General features: G+C 46.6%; 15 protein-coding genes and 1 pseudogene. 11 read left to right on the top strand and 5 right to left on the bottom strand.

Going from position 1 to position 17,753, the window contains the following annotated elements; all coding sequences use genetic code 11:
- From QUA54_RS31800 to QUA54_RS31810, 3 genes are all read left to right on the top strand, one after another.
- On the top strand, positions 1-819 hold an 819-nt coding region (locus QUA54_RS31800), incomplete at its 5' end, for a phosphotransferase-like protein (RefSeq protein ID WP_333418744.1).
- Between the two features lie 124 nt (positions 820-943).
- Entirely contained in the window at positions 944-1,423 is a 480-nt protein-coding gene (locus QUA54_RS31805) for a GNAT family N-acetyltransferase (protein WP_333418762.1), read from the top strand.
- A gap of 89 nt (positions 1,424-1,512) precedes the next feature.
- Complete coding sequence (locus QUA54_RS31810; RefSeq protein WP_333418746.1) at positions 1,513-2,046, top strand: nucleotidyltransferase domain-containing protein; 534 nt, start codon at positions 1,513-1,515, stop codon at positions 2,044-2,046.
- Positions 2,047-2,226: 180 nt separating this feature from the next.
- Here the strand turns inward: QUA54_RS31810 and QUA54_RS31815 are convergent, their stop codons facing one another.
- Positions 2,227-3,678 (bottom strand): NAD(P)/FAD-dependent oxidoreductase, encoded by a 1,452-nt coding sequence (locus QUA54_RS31815; RefSeq protein WP_333418748.1) that lies wholly within the window; start codon positions 3,676-3,678, stop codon positions 2,227-2,229.
- 126 nt (positions 3,679-3,804) lie between these two features.
- On the bottom strand, positions 3,805-4,836 hold the full coding sequence (locus tag QUA54_RS31820; RefSeq protein WP_333190162.1) for a glycosyltransferase family 2 protein: 1,032 nt from the start codon (positions 4,834-4,836) through the stop codon (positions 3,805-3,807).
- 770 nt (positions 4,837-5,606) lie between these two features.
- Here QUA54_RS31820 and QUA54_RS31825 point away from each other — a divergent pair.
- Both QUA54_RS31825 and QUA54_RS31830 read left to right on the top strand, forming a co-directional pair.
- A complete protein-coding gene (locus QUA54_RS31825; RefSeq protein WP_333418764.1) occupies positions 5,607-5,762 on the top strand; it encodes a glycosyltransferase in 156 nt (51 codons plus the stop codon).
- Positions 5,763-6,066: 304 nt separating this feature from the next.
- On the top strand, positions 6,067-6,276 hold the full coding sequence (locus tag QUA54_RS31830) for a hypothetical protein (RefSeq protein ID WP_333198489.1): 210 nt from the start codon (positions 6,067-6,069) through the stop codon (positions 6,274-6,276).
- 672 nt (positions 6,277-6,948) lie between these two features.
- Here QUA54_RS31830 and QUA54_RS31835 read toward each other — a convergent pair.
- Positions 6,949-7,488, bottom strand: coding sequence for a Dps family protein (locus QUA54_RS31835; protein ID WP_333418749.1), 540 nt, complete (start codon positions 7,486-7,488; stop codon positions 6,949-6,951).
- A gap of 184 nt (positions 7,489-7,672) precedes the next feature.
- On the opposite strand from QUA54_RS31835, the gene QUA54_RS31840 reads away from it, so the two are divergent.
- Positions 7,673-7,879 (top strand): hypothetical protein, encoded by a 207-nt coding sequence (locus tag QUA54_RS31840; RefSeq protein WP_333418751.1) that lies wholly within the window; start codon positions 7,673-7,675, stop codon positions 7,877-7,879.
- Between the two features lie 24 nt (positions 7,880-7,903).
- On the top strand, positions 7,904-8,089 hold the full coding sequence (locus QUA54_RS31845) for a hypothetical protein (RefSeq protein ID WP_333418752.1): 186 nt from the start codon (positions 7,904-7,906) through the stop codon (positions 8,087-8,089).
- 351 nt (positions 8,090-8,440) lie between these two features.
- Here the strand turns inward: QUA54_RS31845 and QUA54_RS31850 are convergent.
- A pseudogene (locus QUA54_RS31850) lies at positions 8,441-8,891 on the bottom strand (transposase); the annotation flags it as partial.
- Between the two features lie 191 nt (positions 8,892-9,082).
- Here QUA54_RS31850 and hetZ point away from each other — a divergent pair.
- The 3 genes from hetZ (at position 9,083) to QUA54_RS31865 (ending at position 14,036) form a co-directional block, all read left to right on the top strand.
- A complete protein-coding gene (gene hetZ / locus QUA54_RS31855; RefSeq protein WP_172190680.1) occupies positions 9,083-10,264 on the top strand; it encodes a heterocyst differentiation protein HetZ in 1,182 nt (393 codons plus the stop codon).
- Positions 10,257-11,327 (top strand): hypothetical protein, encoded by a 1,071-nt coding sequence (locus QUA54_RS31860; protein ID WP_333418755.1) that lies wholly within the window; start codon positions 10,257-10,259, stop codon positions 11,325-11,327. Before hetZ ends, QUA54_RS31860 begins: the two co-directional genes overlap by 8 nt.
- Positions 11,328-11,672: 345 nt before the next feature.
- Positions 11,673-14,036 carry a transglutaminaseTgpA domain-containing protein gene (locus QUA54_RS31865; protein ID WP_333418756.1) on the top strand — a complete coding sequence of 788 codons (2,364 nt, stop codon included), beginning with the start codon at positions 11,673-11,675 and terminating at the stop codon, positions 14,034-14,036.
- 327 nt (positions 14,037-14,363) lie between these two features.
- Here QUA54_RS31865 and QUA54_RS31870 read toward each other — a convergent pair whose 3' ends face one another.
- Positions 14,364-17,474 (bottom strand): leucine-rich repeat domain-containing protein, encoded by a 3,111-nt coding sequence (locus QUA54_RS31870; RefSeq protein WP_333418759.1) that lies wholly within the window; start codon positions 17,472-17,474, stop codon positions 14,364-14,366.
- 32 nt (positions 17,475-17,506) lie between these two features.
- Here QUA54_RS31870 and QUA54_RS31875 point away from each other — a divergent pair, with 32 nt between their 5' ends.
- On the top strand, positions 17,507-17,650 hold the full coding sequence (locus tag QUA54_RS31875; protein ID WP_333418760.1) for a hypothetical protein: 144 nt from the start codon (positions 17,507-17,509) through the stop codon (positions 17,648-17,650).
- Positions 17,651-17,753: the final 103 nt, after the last annotated feature.

The raw sequence follows: 17,753 nt of genomic DNA on the forward strand, positions 1-17,753 counted from the left end.
TTTAACAGGCTTCTCAATTCACATATCATTTTCAGTCTTTTTTGTCAACTCCTAATACTGAACCGACGCCCTAGAGCATCAATGGACGCAGCACTTGATTGGGATTGGAGGCGCTGGATCGCCAGCAAAAGTAGAGCATCGATCGGACGGGCAGTTGCATCAACACAATTAATGGAGCAAACACAGAAGCCTGGGCAGATCATCATCCTCAACGGCGTGCCGCGATCCGGTAAGTCAAGCGTTGTCACAGCCATCCAAGAAATGTTTGATGGTCTCTGGATGAATCTGGGTGTTGAGACATTTATGCAGGCTACTCCAGAACGGTATCTGCCCGGAATCGGTCTGCGTCCCGGGGGAGAACTTCAGGACATCGAACTGTTTGTTCCCGTACTGTACCGCGCTATGTACGAGTCCATCGCCGCGCATAGCCGATTGGGTCTGAATGTCGTAGTGGATGTGGGACACCATGACGCCTATGCAATCGGGCGCGCCATCCTCTTCGATTGCGCCAAGCGTTTGAGCGGATTGCCGGTCTTGTTCGCGGGCGTTTGCTGCCCCATCGAGATCGTTATGGAACGCCGACGTAACACGGGCCGAATGCCAGAAAGTTCCGTTGACTCACCCGTACCACCTCCGGTTCGTTTGTGGCAACATGAAGTTCACATTCCGGGAATCTATGACCTGGAAATCGACACCTCGACATCAAGCCCAAGCGAGTGTTCCCAGATGATACGGCAGCACCTCGAATATGGCCCAGCACCGTCGGCATCTGAGCGACTCGCTACCATGACTTCCCAGCAGGATCGAGCGGAACAATAGATTCTTCTTGGCCCAAGTCCGCCCAACAATCCGCTTGCACACCGATCAAATCGGGGTTATTTGTTGGGAGTGAGAAGTTATTGACGGCGGGTGAAGCGAACCGTTAACTGGAGTTTATATGGAAATGCGGATTGAACCTTACGACGCTCATCAACTTGATGCAGTTATTCGTCTTTCGCTTCGAGCATGGGCTCCGGTCTTTGATTCGATTCAGAACGCGATGGACGCTGACGTGTACCGAGAATTCTATCCCGATGATTGGAGTGTGAGCCAGCAAAAAGCTGTCGAGGATGTCTGCGCTGCGGAGGACACAAATGTATGGGTTGCGATCGACGCTGGTTCAACCGTGGGCTTTATAGCCGTGAAACTACACTTGGACTCCCGCATGGGTGAAATCTACATGGTCGCTGTCGATCCAGACTTTCAAGGTCGCGGCATTGGCACCGATCTGACAGAATTCGCTCTCTTATGGATGAAAAATGCTGGGATGTCCGTTGCGATGGTCGAGACCGGAGGCGATCCCGGTCATGAAAGAGCCCGTCGCACCTATGAAAAGGTGGGCTTCGGGCTGTTACCGATCGCTAGATACTTTAAGAAGCTCTAGATACGCAGGGGTTGAAAACGATCGGCGCGATCGCGATCGTCATTGATGTGTAAAAAGCGATCGATCGTCCCCGTTGGGAATGCAAAAAAATGAATTATCTCCATATTGAGTTGATACATCAATTATTCTCAGAATCAGACAATATCGATATGCCCCTATGGCTGCAAGGCGGATGGGCTATAGATGCAAAATTAAATCGGGTAACACGCGAACATGAAGATATTGATATTGCCTACCCCGCGGATCGAAGCGCAGACTTTCTTTCATTGCTGCACTCTCTCGACTGCGCTATCACTGAACGAACCTCCTATGGTTTTCTAGCTGATAAGCATGGCGTTCTCCTAGATTGCGAACCGTGCATTCGCATGGGAGACCGCTACGAGTTAGAGGGACTACCCCCAGGAACCTGCCCATTGGAACCAACTGGAAGTCTTGGCGGCAAGCGGCTCCGCTGCACAAGCTGGGAAGCAATTCTCTGGGATTATTTCTACTACATAGAGGAGGTTCCACAAAGCGAATGGCGTCCAAAAGACTTTCCTAGTTTTGCTCTAGCAAAAGAGTCATTCGGCGAAACCGCGACACAAAACTTACACGAGCAATTCAAACGTCAGTATGCGGTTTAGTTGTAATCTTATCTGTGGGTGTTCGAGATTAGACAATTTCCGGGTTGTTTAAGGTAGGTTTCATACACACCGAACGTTTGAAAATGGTTGGTTGAGTCTTATTAGTTGCAGCCGCTCAAGCGCACCGTTAGTCAGCTTTGGCAGGTTCGCTTTTTTCATGGCAATCCCTATTGCGGCTGGCTATATTGACTGCGAAATCAAATCCGAATCCTTTTTGTCCTTTGAGCGATCGACTGAAAAATCTTCATAGTACGATCGCTCAGTATTCACATCCCACAAATCGTGCTTTTCGCCGAGAATATTTCTAACAGCCAGGATTCCTGTCAGCATGGAATGGTCTTGGTTGTTGTATCGGTGCATACCGTTTCGCCCGATCGTCTGCAAATTCTCCATTCCCTTGAAAAATTTTTCAAGTACCTGCAAGTGTCCTCGATATTCGGCATCGTACACTGGATAAGCCTTCGGTTGCCGTATGACAACTCCATCTTCAACCTCGGCAGTTGTTGCTAAACCCAAGCCAACCAACTCGCGAGTTGCTAATTCGACAAGTTCAGCGTCCGACATTTCCCAAATCTCGTCCCCTACGCTACAGAAATATTCCATTCCCAAACAACTTTTGCTGGCGTCGGGAACTAAAGCGGCGCTCCAATTCTTAAAGTTTTGAATTCGTCCCACTTTGACTTCGGGGGAGTGAATGTAAATCCAGTTGTCAGGAAACAAATCCTTGCGATCGACAATCAGCGATACAATCAAAAAATCTCGATACTTGAGCGATCTCGCGGCGTGCAACACCTCTTCTGGCGGCTGCGGTTTCAGTCTGGCTACGAGTGCAGATATTGGCATACTCGTAATAAAATTATCCGCCGAATATTGAACTAATTCTCCGTTCTGTTCAGCAGTGATACTTTTAATTTTATTCCCTTCACGTTCAAAGCTAATCACTTTAGTATCTAGATAAACTTTGCCGTCTTTATTTTCCACAGCTTCCGCGAACTTTTCCCACATCATCCCCGGCCCCAAAGCCGGATAGTCAAACTCTTTGATTAATGTTTTAGTGTCGTTGCTGCCAAACAAAGCATTAATAATTGCTGTCGTCAGGGACAATCCTTTAATACGCTGCGCCGCCCAATCTGCTTGAATTTCCGAACAGGGAATTCCCCAAACTTTTTCAGTGTAAGTCTTAAAAAATGTTTTGTACAAGCGTTCCCCAAAACGATTTATCACCCACTGTTCAAAAGTTTTTTCTTCCCGAAGAGGCCAAATTCTTACTTTGAGATAGCTCAACATAATCAGCGTACTCTCAATTATGCCCAAATTAAAGAGAGTATTGAAGGCACTGATCGGATAGTTAAAAAATTTACCTCGATAAAAAATTCGCGACAATCGCGGCACTTTAATAAACTGATTTCCCAGTACCTCTTGCCACAACTGTTGCACGGCTTCAACTTTAGTATAAAAGCGGTGGCCGCCAATGTCGAAACGATAGCCTTTGTAGGTTTCTGTGCGAGCTATTCCCCCAACTTTATCACCTTTTTCTAGTACAACAGGGATAATGCCTTGCTTGACTAGCTCGTAGGCAGCAGTCAAACCCGCAGGGCCTGCACCGACGATCGCAACAGGATAATGTTTCACTAAGCCTACCTCCAGCTTTTGAATCGAACTATACAGTTATTTATAACTTGTCACAGTCATAGATGCACCCGTGAATACCCTGAGAAACTATCGAGCGGCCTGATGTTGAAGGATGATTTGACTGATTTATTGAGCGGATACTGGCAAGCTAACTTTGCCAGTCAAGGGCTTTTTTTGGTATAAGTGGCGACAAGTGCCGATCGCAAAGGCCAGTCCGCTATAAAAATAGAAAAGCCAGTGCCACGGAATTGTTTTCAGGGCAAATACGATACCGTGTTTGCGGTGAAAAAATTGGTAAAGCGGTGCATTAATTGCTACCAGTGGTATTGCCAGCAAGCCAGCCAGTAGCAGAAAGCTCAGCGACCAGCACGTCCCCAAAACTGCCAGCAGCACTGCATAAGTTAAAATCACGCTGATCCGGTTTGAAACTTGCAAGTTGAGGTCGTTATTCAATTTGCGATCGCGCCAAATCAGTTCTGTCCAAGGCAGCGCTCGGTAGAAAAAGTCAGCTTTCACCATCCCCATCGGTTTCCAGCGCTTTAAATGCTTCACCTGCAATGTTTTGCACAGCCGAATATTATAACCTGCTTGTTTCAAACGGTAGCCGAGCTCAATATCTTCGATCGAAGCTTGGCGGTAACTCTCATTAAAACCACCCATCTGCAAAAAAATTTCCCGGCGAATCACTCCGCAAGCTCCCCAAAAAGTCGAAGCTTCTTCGTTACCTGTTTGGTGTACGTAGTGGTGCAGCAAGTTCCTGTACTGCGATAGAAAATCAGGATCTCCAGGATCATCGTCGTAAGATCCGATGAAAGCAGCTAAGTAGGGATTATTTTTGAACACCGATATCGCATAGCCCACAGCTTCTGGACAAACAGCGACATCAGCATCCACAAAAAACAGAATATCTCCCTTGGCAGCTTGGGCCCCCAAATTTCGGGCTCGGGCTGGGCCCCCGCACTCAGGAATTCTGATTAATTTGGCGCCGAATTCCTTGGCTAGAAGCCAGGAACCGTCGCTTTCGCCATCTGCTACTACAATAATCTCGATCGGTCTCGGCTCAGCTTGAGCCAGTTTTGACAAACAGGTGCGGAAGTAAGCGCCCCCGTTGTGGACTGGGATAATGACGGATACAGTGGGTTCGGCAGTAGAAATCATCACCTAAATTGTTTAAATTGCAGGGGCAAAAATTTGATTGAATTTTATTGGTGCTACTTTACGAAGGGTAAAATCAGCTCTAGTTTTTTATTTATAACTCGATTTCTGTTTATATTCAAGTAGATTTTTTTCTGGCATTCTTGACTGCATTTTTCCGATTCACACCTGTATTCTACGCCACATCTTCCTGAAACTGACCTGATGCAGACAACAGCTTTATTAAATCTTTAAATATGTCATTGTTTTTGTAAAGCTTACAAAAAGCCCCAGCAGTGTTTTTGTGCTGCTGTATTGCACCGCACAAAATTTTGATTTGGTCAATAGGCACACCACCGTATAAAATCCAACAGACTTTCTACGGAAACCCGCTGGCTGTCAGGACTTGCCCGGTACAGTTTTTTTTACAGACCTCATCCGCCAGTGACTCCTCTACCCAGTCTGTACCGCGAGTGCGGTGTCGATGCACATTTTAGGATTTTTGGCAATATATATAATATACCTCTTGAATTTTCTGACGGTGTACGATCGAGCTTTCGTAATTTGTTAACATACCCTTAGCTAGCTCCCTTTGAGCCAAAACTTTTACATCAACAAGTTTTTATATTATAAAAACACCTCCCAAAACACTTTAAATCAGCATTAGTTTCAGTCATCATACCAGCTTTAAACGCTGAAACTTTTATTGCTAAAATAAATATGTTGGATATAAAACTTATCAAAACATAGAAATTTTAGTAGTTGACGACTGCTCTACAGATACAATATCCGAAATCGTCAAATCTTTTGCTCAAAAAGATAGCAGATTCAGCTTATTGCAGCAGTCAAATGCTGGCGTCGCCGCTCGCAACCTAGCAATTGAAAAATCAAAAGGCGAATATATTGCTCCCATCAATGCCAACGATATTTGGTATCCGCAAAACTTATAAAAACAAGTGAAGTGCCTGACTTTCTCAGCACCATCTATCGGAGTTATTTATTCCTGGTCAGTTGATATATATAAAGAAAAAAGACTTGCTCACAGGTGTATTTTACAACTCCACCATCAAATAAGAAGTTTATACAACATTAGTTTATAAATATTTTATAGGCAATGCCAGCTCATATCTAATCCGTCGCGTTTGTTTTGCAAAAGTCGGCGGTTACAACTGCAAACTTAAACTAGAAAACGCTCAAGGCTGCGAAGAATGGGAACTTCACCTCCGCATAGTCTAACATTATCAATTTAAAGTAGTGCCAAAATATTTAGTTGGCTACCGACTGATTACCAGCAGTATGTCTAGCAACTATACAGCAATAGCAAAATCTCACTCTTTAATTATGGCAGATAGCCGGCAGCAACATCCCGAAATTCCCAGCAGCATTTATCGCTGGTCTAGCAGCAATTTTTACATTTACTTGGCTGTCAAAAGCAACGGCAGCGGCCTTCATTGGAATACATGATCTTGGCTGTATCGAGCTTTCAAAGGAGATTTATTTATTAATGGGGCTTTTGCTCACAATTTGTATCTGCTGTCAAGAGAAAGTATATTAAAAATAATAGTTATAGCCCCAACTGAATCAGGGTTAGAGTTAAAACAAGGATCAGAATCGAGTGAAGGGACGACACTTGCTAGGATTGAGACGCGAACGAAAGTTCACACAGTACTGCCGTCGCAGGTGTATGAAAGAATACGGTTCAATAGTTTAGCAAATCGAAAATCTAAATAAACCCAATATTGAAAAACCCGGTTTTTTGAATAAACCGGGTTTTTGAGAAAGCTAGATGGCGTTTAATTCTGCCTGGTTGCTCAATCGACCATCAGGAAAGAGGGTTAAATAAAAAATCTAAATTTTCTATTCTTCCTTCTTCCTTCTTCCTTCTTCCGTCTACTTAATCTGCTTCGTCAAACCTATCCACACTTATCTTTCTTCGGGCTAGGCTTAGATAAGATAAGTGATATTTACTTTCCTACGCTATTGGGCCGACGGCTAACCCCAACGTAAGTAGGCAATCCCCCTTAAGCCAAAGGTTATTGAGTAAGGATGACACTGCCTGTCATCTATAGTCTACTTACCTAAAGTAAATAAGTATAGGTAAGTTTAGATAACTGTTTGCCACTTAAGTATTGCTCTCTAAGCGTGCGAAGCTGTAGTAGTTTGAGCTTTTGGCTGCTGGCCGTCGGGCGCCAGGGATTCCCCTTCAATAAACGATCGCAACATCCAAGCCATTTGTTCGTGCTGTTCCATCAAACCCGTCAAAAAGTCTGCGGTTCCGTCATCCTTAAACTCTTCACCGCACTGTTCGACGTGTTGGCGGAGATTGCGAATAATCAGTTCGTGGTCGTCAACTAAACGCGATACCATTTCCGTAGCCAAAGGCAAATCGCCGATATGTTCTTTAATCGAGCCATACTTCAGAAAACCCTCAGCAGTACCAATTGGATAGCCACCTAAAGTTCTCACCCGTTCTGCCATAGCATCGATATTTAGTGTTAACGCCTGATAGTGTTCTTCCCACAACTGGTGGAGCGATCTAAACTGCGGGCCCACTACATCCCAGTGATACTTTTTGGTTTTGATTAACAGCAGATAAGCATCTGCCAGGTCGTGATTCAATAGTTCGATAACGCCTGCACGCTGATCGTCAGATAGACCTATGTTTAACTTACGCATTGAAATTGTCCCTTCAACTCTAACTTTACATTTATTAAAACAAATTTCGCCAGCCACTTACATCAACCCAGAGGACGATCGAAGACGATCGAACTTTAGTAAAATATCTGCATTTCAGGTTAAAGTAATCGCAATATAGATACCCTTAGATAGATGCAAGAAAACTTATTGTTCTGGCTCGCCTTTGTTTGGCGAACACAGCGATTGGGCTGCAGGTGAGCCCCCGCTCAATCCCGCTATACAAAAAGCCTGCACTCTGATTGCCAGTAAAAACCAAGGAATTTATGCCCAAGTTAACCAACATCCCACACACTTAATTGTGCGGGCTGCTTTAAATGACGGCATCAGGGACTTGCAATTAAATATAACCCCAGTTATCCTAGAAGGCTAGGAAACGGATTTTCTGACCTGAGCGGTGGTTCCGACCTATGTGATTGGGATGCTAGAAATGATATTGAGTGAAACCGTTAAATCGATGTTCAAGGATGCTGCCAAAAAACTGACGGCCGATCGCCGTCGAGACTTTATGGCAAAAGTAATGGAAGACTACTTTAATGGTTCAGCCCGGAAAGTAGAAAGATTTCTAGGATGGAAGCCTTGATAGTGTTCAACTCGGCTTACATGAACCAAGATAACCTTCGGTTTCTTAAATCCTGAACTTCTTGGCAAGGATATTGACTTAAAAAGTGATGTAAGGATTGTTCATTTGCTAATCTTACCACTTTGGCACTCGCTGCTAGAGCTTTAGGCGGTATTGAGGAGAGCCTCCCTAGATCTAGAGGCTTAAATTCCTCAAAACTTCTAACATCTGAAAACAAATTTCTATAATAACCGCAATATTCATCGATACAATTAAGGGTAGGTGAAGCAGCAGGGTCTTTATCCATCTACGGCAATTGGGTTTGAGCAATAATTTTTCTTGATTATACTCTTCAGACAGTGACAGAAGAGCGATAAGCCGAATCAGGGAGATGTAGATCAGGGCCTGTGAGCAAGCCGATAATCGCCGATCGTCCTTGCTCAACCGTCGATACCAATTGAGCCAACCAAAAGTTTTTTCAACCACCTATCTTTTTTTCAGTAAAACAAAGCCTTGGGTCTGTTGGAGTCGTAAAACCACCTGAATAATCCATCCCAAGCTATCCATCACCACTTGAGAAACCGTTGGCCGCTGTCACCTCGATCGACCCAGATCAAATACAGCCGTGAAACCCTTTGTCCCATCTGGTAGACCGAAAGAAAGAACCTGTTTGCTCGCTTCACGTTCAGTAACACTTGCTGCTGTGACCACCACGCCACTAAGCCGAAAGTATCAACGGCAGTGTGGCGTTTTCGCCCCTTGCTGCATGAAGGCTTTGTCAAACCCGACCCCTCTGATGAACCATCGTTGCAGTGGCAACTGTTGAAACCAGGTTTTTGGCGCATGGCGCGTCCAGGACAGATTAAAAAAGCAGTCCTCAGTGTTTGCCCAAAGGAGGAGATCGAGGGCATTGCAGTTTGTCCTATCTGGGGAATACAGGGTAAAGTAGCGGTAGGAAAGATTTATCCATACTTTTACTAACTGTGCTACTTTCATTGTTAGCTGTAAACCATCATGCGGGAAATCTGCCAGAGCGTGGAAACCATATTTCAACTGCTGTTAGACGAACTTAAAAAGTCCACTCGCGCGTCTGAGCAGAACTGCCAAGATGTAGCAGGGCGACTCGCAGCAGAAGTCAACAGGATATGCACTGAAAGCCAGCGGATTCAAGCCTCCGGAGATATAGAAGGTTCAGCCCAGAGCCTCGCTCAGCACCGCTTGCAACAATGCCTCCACTATTACAATTTAGGCTCCGGGCCCGGGCGAGTAGAATTGCACAGTACCCTCAGCGCGATCGTCTATCGCTACATCACTCCTCCGCAGGTGCAGTCTAGCTATCAGGCGCGAGTAGAACTGATCAAAGATTTTTTGCAAGGATTTTATCTCGAAGCTTTAAAGGCATTCCGGCGCGAAACCCAACTACCACTCACCTACAGTCCCCGCACTCGCTTAGAACTAGCAGAGTACATGGCTTTTGTAGAGCGCTTCGGCAAGCGGCGCATTCCTTTACCTCGGAACCGCAGCCAGCAACTAATTATTTTACGGGCCCAAACCTTTTCCCAGCAGCAGCCCAAAGAAACCTCCGTAGATATGGAACAAGCCGCCGACGGAGGGGCTTCTGATTCCGACCAAACTTGGAACGACACCTCGGTGCACTCGGTGCGGGAAGCGATGGCCGGACAGGGTTCGGCGGCAATTCGTCCCCTAGGCGACGAGTCAGAATCTCTGCGGCAAAACGTGATTGACGAATTAGTGGCTTACTTGAAAGAGCGCAACCAACAAGACTGCGCCGATTACTTCGTGCTGCGCTTGCAAGACTTGCCAACTAATGAAATAGAGTCGCTTCTGGGCATAACTCCCCGCCAAAGAGACTATTTGCAGCAGCGCTTCAAGTACCATTTGCTCAGGTTCGCCATGTCGCACCGCTGGGAACTCGTTCACCAGTGGCTGGAAGCAGACTTAGACCGCAATCTGGGTTTGCTGCCTTCTCAGTGGCAGGATTTTGGCGAGCAAATTGGCCCAGAGGGACAGCGTTTGCTAAAGTTGAAGCAACAAGGTCTGTCAGAGTCAGCGATCGCGCAAACCCTCGGCAGCACGGTAGCCCAGGTACAGAAACGGTGGTTTAAATTGCTGGAACTTGCCTGGGAATTGCGAAATCGTTCAGATTCCGGAGAAGGGGCATCTAGTGATGAATAACGAAACGAACAGGGATGCAGAGGCTTTCGAGCGCCATTTTTTAGACTGGATATTGCAGGCGCCAATCGCGAATGTCTCTAGCGAAGATGAGGAAAACCTCAATCCGCCCCCTCGCTCACAAGAGTGGGGCGATACAGAAGAGAATTCCGGGGTGGAATACTGGGAATGGGACGAACCAGACCCGCTTGACTATCAAGTGGGGGCGCACAACAATGCACCCGCACAACCGCTGACAATTGGAGAAATACCGACCGTGCAAGACCGTTTTCAGACCTTGTTAAAACAAAGGCTTAGAGCCGAAATTGAATCCAACCCGCCGCTGTTCCCCTGGGAAACAGAATTCAAAAGCTACGACCACGATTACCCAGACGATGTAGCCCCGCAATGGGTTCCCCCCCTACACCTCTGGACTCCCCAACTACAAAATATCAGGTGGGGCCGCCTGCCAATTCCGATCGCCCAAGGGGTTTTTGCTCAACTGCTAGAACCTTGTCAGGAACTGGTAATGTCGTCGCTGCGGCAAGGCTCGAAGTTAGTTCGCGCTGTAGATAGCTTGTTTCCGGGCCAGTCTCAGGAACTCAACGAATTAGCTGGTTTAGTGCTCAGAGGTTCTTTGCGGGGACTTCTAGATTTAGAAGATTTCCCGAATTACGAAGCGGCGAGTACCGATCAAAAAATGGTGCTGTCGCTGTTGGCCGCCAAGGAAATCATTGAGTCTCTAACTTTGGATTGTCCTGTGAATCAGCCGCCGATTTCGCGGGAGTGGCTGACTGGTTTGGGTTCGCTGACTCTGGAGGCTCAATACCTGTCGAACCCCAACAGAGAACAGCCAATGCCGTGTTTAAGAGTTGAGTGCCAATTTCCGGGGGCAGGAAGTTTGGAACTCAAGGGAGGAGATGCCGAAGCAACAGCACATCGTCCGAATTCCGGGCATTTAAGTGTGGAGTTGTTTGACCCACAACCTGACAAGACTTATGCCCTAGAAGTTCGATTCCAAAACTTCGAGACCAGACCTTTGATGTTTGCTGTTCGTCCAATTTTGGCAGGACAAGATAGCAACTAGAAAGGTATAATTAGAGTAAAGAATTTAGGTTTTTACTCTGTGGTTTGACCTCACACAAAAACAGATGCAATCCCTCGACTTCTGTCGTGGAAAGCAAAAAAAATTAGATATTAGTTAAAACTCAGATTTATCTGTGAAGTTAATCTGTGGATTCAATCTAAAATCTAATGACAGAAAAATAAGATTTAGATATTAGTTAAAACCCAGATTTATCTGTGGATTCAATCTAAAATCTAAAATCTAATGACAGGGAAATAAGATTTAGATATTAGGTAAAACCAGATTTATCTGTGGATTCAATCTAAAATCTAAAATCTAAAATCTAAAATAGTTGGATGGGTGCACATGACAACTGATAACCTGCGAAATATACCTATTCTGGGTAAGCTGTGGGAGCAGATAGAGGCTATGCCTCCGCCGGTGATTGAGGATTCTTTACTGCTGCGAATCCTAGTTCAGTTGTTGGTAATTGTGGGAATTGTAGCTACTGACGTTGCTGCTGAAGAAGCCCTGAACCTGTGGGCTGTGCCTGTTAGTATTGTGGGAGCAACTTGGAGTTGGTACCGCCGCCGCGATCGCAATGTAGCTGCTAAGTTCTGCATAGCTATTGGAATGCTGGTGGCGCTGTTCGCTTTTTTTAGCCGCTTGGTGGGAGAATTGAATGATACGCGGTTAGTTTTGGCGCAACTGTTAATCCAACTTCAAGTGCTGCACAGTTTCGATTTGCCCCGCCGCAAGGATTTAGGGTATTCGATGGTAATCGGGCTAATTTTGTTAGGGGTAGCAGCGACTCTCAGCCAAACCTTGACTTTTGGGCCGCTGTTGTTGATGTTTTTGGCTTTAGCGCTTCCGACTTTGGTTTTGGATTATCGATCGCGCTTGGGATTTTTGAAGCCAGAAGCCATTGGCGAAAAAGCACAAGGTAAAGGGAAAAATGAAAGCCTGTCGCTATTTGCTGCTACTTTATCCCCAAAGTATTTTGGTTGGCTGCTGCTGATAACTGTCGGGTTGGGGCTGACTATTTTTGCGTTTTTGCCACGCCTCCCTGGCTATCAGTTGCGGACTTTTCCGGTGAGTGCTCCTATTCAATATCAGGGGGAGTTTGACTCGCGCAGCATTCTGAATCCGGGGTATGTCAGAGGGGGAAATCAAAAAGGAACTGGCGGAGGAAGGGGGAGAAACCCTGACAAAGGGCCAGGAGAGGTAGACTCTACTTTTTATTACGGTTTCAACCAGCGCATCAATCAAAATTTGCGGGGGGAAATGAAACCTGAAGTGGTGATGCGGGTGCGATCGCAGGCGGCGGGTTTTTGGCGAGTATTAGGCTTTGACAAATACACCGGTCAGGGTTGGGAAATTTCTCGCAACGAACAAGCTGAAAAGGTTAATAGACCTAGGTGGTCTTATCAATTTTATCTGAATCCTTTTCCCAATGCGCCTCGCACTCAAGAGGTGATTCAAAGTTATACTATTGTTGCTCAGTTGCCGAATTTGATTCCGGCTTTAAACAAGCCGAAGGAACTTTATTTTCCGACGACCGAGGTGGCGGTTGATGCGGAGGGGGGTTTGCGCTCGCCTTTGGAATTGGGAGAGGGTGTGACTTATACGGTGATTTCTAATGTGCCTTTTCGCGATCGAGCTTTGTTGGGTAAAACTGGTACTAATTACCCGAAAAATATTCGCAAGTTCTATTTGGATGTGCCGCCGGAAATTGCCGCAAAGGTGCGGGCAAAAACTGAGGAAATATTGCTAGCAAGGACGAGAGTAGCTAAGTCTGATAGAGCGATCGATTCTCCTTACGAAAAAGCTTTGTATTTGGCTCAATATTTGAAGCAAAATCCGAATTACAAAATAGAAAAAGCCTTGCCTTACTTAGAAGAAGGTGAAGATTTAGTCAATGGTTTTCTGTTTGGCTACAAAAACACCCAGGCCGGCAAAAAAGTTACAGGCGGATATCCAGACCACTTTTCGACGGTACTGACAATTATGCTGAGGTCGATCGGGATTCCGGCGCGGCTGGCGGGCGGCTTCGATACCGGGGAATTCAATCCGTTTACTGGTTACTATGTTGTGAAAAATACCGACGCTTTTTTGATGACCGAGGTATATTTTCCCACTCACGGCTGGTTTGGTTTTAACCCGATTCCCGGTTATCCGCTGATGCCGGCTTCGGTGGAAGACAACCAGACTTTTAGTGCGCTGGAATCGTTTTGGAAGTGGATCGCGGGTTGGCTACCGACTCCTGTCAGAAGCGGGCTGGATTCAATTATAGGTTTTCTAATTGGCTGGATAAGTTTGATTGTGGGCTGGTTTCTGGGACAGTTTGCTAAGGGTTGGGTGGGGTTATTTACTGGTTTGATTGCTGCGATCGGCTTTGGCTTTATTGGCTGGTTAATTTGGCAAGTGTGGCGCAAGTGGCGCCACCGCCGCTGGCTGGCGAAGTTGCCGCCGGTGGAGGGGGTTTATCAGGAAATGCTTAAGGATTTGGCGAGTAGGGGTTTTGCTAAGCAGAAAGCTCAAACGCCTTTGGAATATGCTGAGGCAATGCGCGGGAATCATGCAACTGATGAAGCTGAGGTGATTGATGAAGTTTCGCAAGCTTACGTGCGGTGGAAGTATGGCGGCGAAGCGGGTAATTTGAACCAGTTGCGGCGGTTGGTGGAAAATTTGAGGCGATCGCACTTGAAGAAACTCAAAAAGTTAAGATAAAAATCGGCGATTGAAATCGTTTCTAGACAAATAGGAGTTACGGAGAAAAACCTTCATAACCGGTTTTTTTGCCCCGTTAAAGGGCTGTAACGCCTCTTCTGGGCAAAAACTCGGTTTCTGGGCTCCCATGCGTAATATCAAATCCGGTGGCATCGGAATTTATATTACCCACAGTCAGGACACCGCGCCAGACCGTTTCCCGAAAATTAATCGGGCGATGGTTACATCTCTCATCGAGGGCGATCGATTATTTTCGGGTAGGGAAACGGCATTGCCGTGTCCAGAGTTGCTAAAGAAGTTGGGTATCGAAGTATTCTGTTTTTTTATTTACTGTACCCATAGAATCGGGAGTTCGACACCAGCCTTTTGAGCTAAATCGGTGATATTGTTGGTAAAATCTGTCATGTTTGCTATCGGAGTAGCAATACTCGCCGCGATCGCTAAAATAGCACCCAATTTTTTTGCAATCAGTTTCAGATTGCGCTTTTCTTCGGGTTTCTTTAGTTGTTCTTCCACGTTGCCAATTTCGATCAACACTTCTTCGCGATCGTCTTCGGGGAATTGTGCCGCGGTTTCACGCATCGATGAAATCAGTTGCAGAAGTTCGGCGGTATTGGCGTTATTGTTTTGAATAAAGTCAGAGGCTGTTTGTTGGGCGCTGTCTGTTACTTCCTTTGCGAAGTTGCCGATTTGTGCGCTGCTTTTAAAGTGGTTGGTTTGGGAAGAATCTTGATTCATTTTATTTCCTAAGTCAAAATTGAAGTTGTTTACAGTTTGCTGAGATGTAGAATAATCTACCGCAGGCGATCGATCGATTCCAGGGACTTTCTCTGGGGAATAGTCGGGAAAATCCTCGATTAAGCCCCGCACCTGGACATCTTTATATGGCGGTTCTCCACATTCCACTGTGTACTTGCCATTTGCCAAACGGCGGCGCAAATCATCAAAGGCATAGGAAGAGGGATTTTGGCTACCTTTGCATTCGGAACAATTGCAGGGAATTAATTCTTGGTATTTGAGGCGCTTATCGTAAGTATCATGAATTTCGCGGAGTTTGTCACGAATGCTATTTAGGAGATACTTTTTCTGGGTTCCAGATACGCGGATGCGGATTTCTCGTTGATGATAATTCTCGATGACTTCGGCTTTGGCGTAGTTGTCGGCGAGGAGAACGCCGTCACGCCAGACAATATCCTCTCTAGCAGCACCTGAAGAGGGAGCGATATTCGGGCGGCAAATCAAGCGGTGCATCTCTACAATCAGCCTGGTGATGATGCCTTTGGGCATAAACTCATATTTGTAGCGCACTATCAGGTTGTCGGTGTCGTCCCAGTCGTACTCTGGTGCTTCGAGGGGGAGGCGTTGCGGGGCGATGTAGTGTCCCCGTTGGCCAGGGATTGGGTAGCAAATTTTGAAGTTTTCCATTAGCTGAAGTAGCTCATCGTGGAGGTCGTCGTATTCGTCGTCGCACCAGATTTCTTTGAGGTTTTCGTCGGTGAAGTATCCACACTTGGCGATGACTTGTTCGTTATCGGTGACTTTGTAGACGGCGTTGGTTGCCCATTCGGGACGCAGGATGACCCAGTTGAGGAGGATAGATTTTTTTTTGTCAGCATTTGTTTGGAAGTGGAGGATAATACCCAAGTCGTGCAAATACTTGCTCAGACTCAGCATGGCCTGTTTGTCGGATTTGTCGAAGCCTTGGTTAGCGCAGATGTCGTAGAACTCAGAGACTTCGATGTGGGTTTTGCGTTGGGCGTAGTTTTCCAGGACGTGGCGGACTTTTGCCCAGTGTTTGGGGATGGGCGTACTGATGTGATCGAGGGTGGTGATGCGGTTTTGTAGGGCGCGCTGGAGGGTTTCGAGTCCGCGATTGTCGGCGAGGTTGGTAGTGAGGGGTTTTTCTATTAGGTTGTCAAAGTCATGGCGCAGTTGGGAAACGTTGATTTCGCAGCGGCGGTCTTGTTTTTCGTTCTGGACGAGGAAGACGGGACTGCTGTTGCTGAGGAGTTCGATGATGTTCAACCAGTAGCAGAGGTTGGGGTTTTCGCGGCGGTTATCGACGAGGAGGATATAGAGGGAACGTTCCGTGAGGAAAAATTGGTGCGTGGCGTGGTAGATTTCCTGTCCGCCAAAGTCCCAGATGTGGACGCGGAAAGGTTTGCCGTTGGCTTGTGGGAATTCCCAGCGGATGACATCGATGCCTTCGGTGCTGGGTTCTTGTTCTTTGAGTTCGTAGTCGGGGTTGAGGAGTTTGTTTGCTAGGGTGGTTTTTCCCGATTCGCCTTCGCCGACAATCAAAAGTTTGGCTTCGTAGAGTTCTTCGGTATCGTTGGGGTTGCGGGTTTGCAAGTAGAAGTCGAGAATGGTACGCAAATCGCCTGGTTCGTGGTAGTTTTCGCCTTGGAGGATTTCGGGAGGAATCGGGAGCGGATTTGCCCGCAAGTCGAGTTTTTCCAGCTTTTCCATGCCACGAATCGCCTCTGGGATGGAGGTAATCTGATTGCCACCGAGAGAAAGCTGTGTCAGATTCGACAGTTGCCCGAGCGCTTCTGGGATGGAGGTAATCTGATTGTTATGGAGGTCAAGCCGTTTCAGATTCGACAGTTGCCCGAGCGCTTCTGGGATGGAGGTAATCTGATTGTTATGGAGGTAAAGCCGTTTTAGATTCGACAGTTGCCCGAGCGCTTCGGGGATGGAGGTAATCTGATTGCTACCGAGAGAAAGCTGTGCCAGATTCGACAGTTGCCCGAGCGCTTCGGGGATGGAGGTAATCTGATTTCTACCGAGAGAAAGCTGTGTCAGATTCGACAGTTGCCCGAGCGCATCTGGGATGGAGGTAATCTGATTGCTATGGAGGTAAAGCTGTCTCAGATTCGACAGTTGCCCGAGCGCTTCTGGGATGGAGGTAATCTGATTTCTATCGAGAGAAAACTGTGTCAGATTCGACAGTTGCCTGAGCGCTTCTGGGATGGAGGTAATCTGATTGCTACCGAGAGAAAGCTGTGTCAGATTCGATAGTTGCCTGAGCGCTTCTGGGATGGAGGTAATCTGATTGCTACCGAGAGAAAGCTGTGTCAGATTCGACAGTTGCCCGAGCGCATCTGGGATGGAGGTAATTTGATTGTGACTCAGGTCAAGCAGTGTCAGATTTGACTGTTGAGCGATCGCTTCTGGGATAGCTGTAATCTGATTCCTACTGAGGTTAAGTATTTTTAAGTTGGTTAATTGAAGAACAGCATCAGGAAACTCAGTTAACTTATTCCCAACCCATTCTCTTTGCTCTTTATCCCACTTCGCCAACAGCAAAGTCTCAAGCTGCGTGCACTTGCCAATTTCCGGCGGCAATTCCTCCAAGTCCAGCCCCGACAAATCCAGTTCCGTCAATTTTTCCTCGGCTGCCCGGTGAATTCGCCACACTGCTTCCTCTCGCGTCATGCCCTTTGTCTCTCGCTAGGATTCAGTTTATTGTGACAGGAATTTTTGTTGGGTGGGGAAAGCCAGCAGCAATCAGGACACCGCAGGAATCAGGACACGGCGCGGTGCCGTTTCCCTACAATTACTCGGGCGATGATTATATCCGAGGGAGGGCGATGTCGATTATTTTGGGGTAGGGAAACGGCATTGCCCTGTCCAGAGTTGCCTAGGGCGTCGGTTCAGTATTAGGAGTTGACAAAAAAAGGAATTTATGAAATTAGCCAGTGCATGAGTTCGAGT

It is taken from the genome of Microcoleus sp. MOSTC5 (genome assembly GCF_036701825.1).
GTDB lineage: Bacteria > Cyanobacteriota > Cyanobacteriia > Cyanobacteriales > Microcoleaceae > Microcoleus > Microcoleus asticus.

What these genes read in the sequence shown, in the direction of transcription:
- QUA54_RS31805 (WP_333418762.1), top strand. Translation starts at nt 944, where the DNA reads ATGCGGATTGAACCTTACGACGCTCATCAACTTGATGCAGTTATTCGT.
- QUA54_RS31810 (WP_333418746.1), top strand. Translation starts at nt 1,513, where the DNA reads ATGAATTATCTCCATATTGAGTTGATACATCAATTATTCTCAGAATCA.
- QUA54_RS31820 (WP_333190162.1), bottom strand. Translation starts at nt 4,836, where the DNA reads ATGATTTCTACTGCCGAACCCACTGTATCCGTCATTATCCCAGTCCAC.
- QUA54_RS31835 (WP_333418749.1), bottom strand. Translation starts at nt 7,488, where the DNA reads ATGCGTAAGTTAAACATAGGTCTATCTGACGATCAGCGTGCAGGCGTT.
- hetZ (WP_172190680.1), top strand. Translation starts at nt 9,083, where the DNA reads ATGCGGGAAATCTGCCAGAGCGTGGAAACCATATTTCAACTGCTGTTA.
- QUA54_RS31860 (WP_333418755.1), top strand. Translation starts at nt 10,257, where the DNA reads ATGAATAACGAAACGAACAGGGATGCAGAGGCTTTCGAGCGCCATTTT.
- QUA54_RS31865 (WP_333418756.1), top strand. Translation starts at nt 11,673, where the DNA reads ATGACAACTGATAACCTGCGAAATATACCTATTCTGGGTAAGCTGTGG.
- QUA54_RS31870 (WP_333418759.1), bottom strand. Translation starts at nt 17,474, where the DNA reads ATGACGCGAGAGGAAGCAGTGTGGCGAATTCACCGGGCAGCCGAGGAA.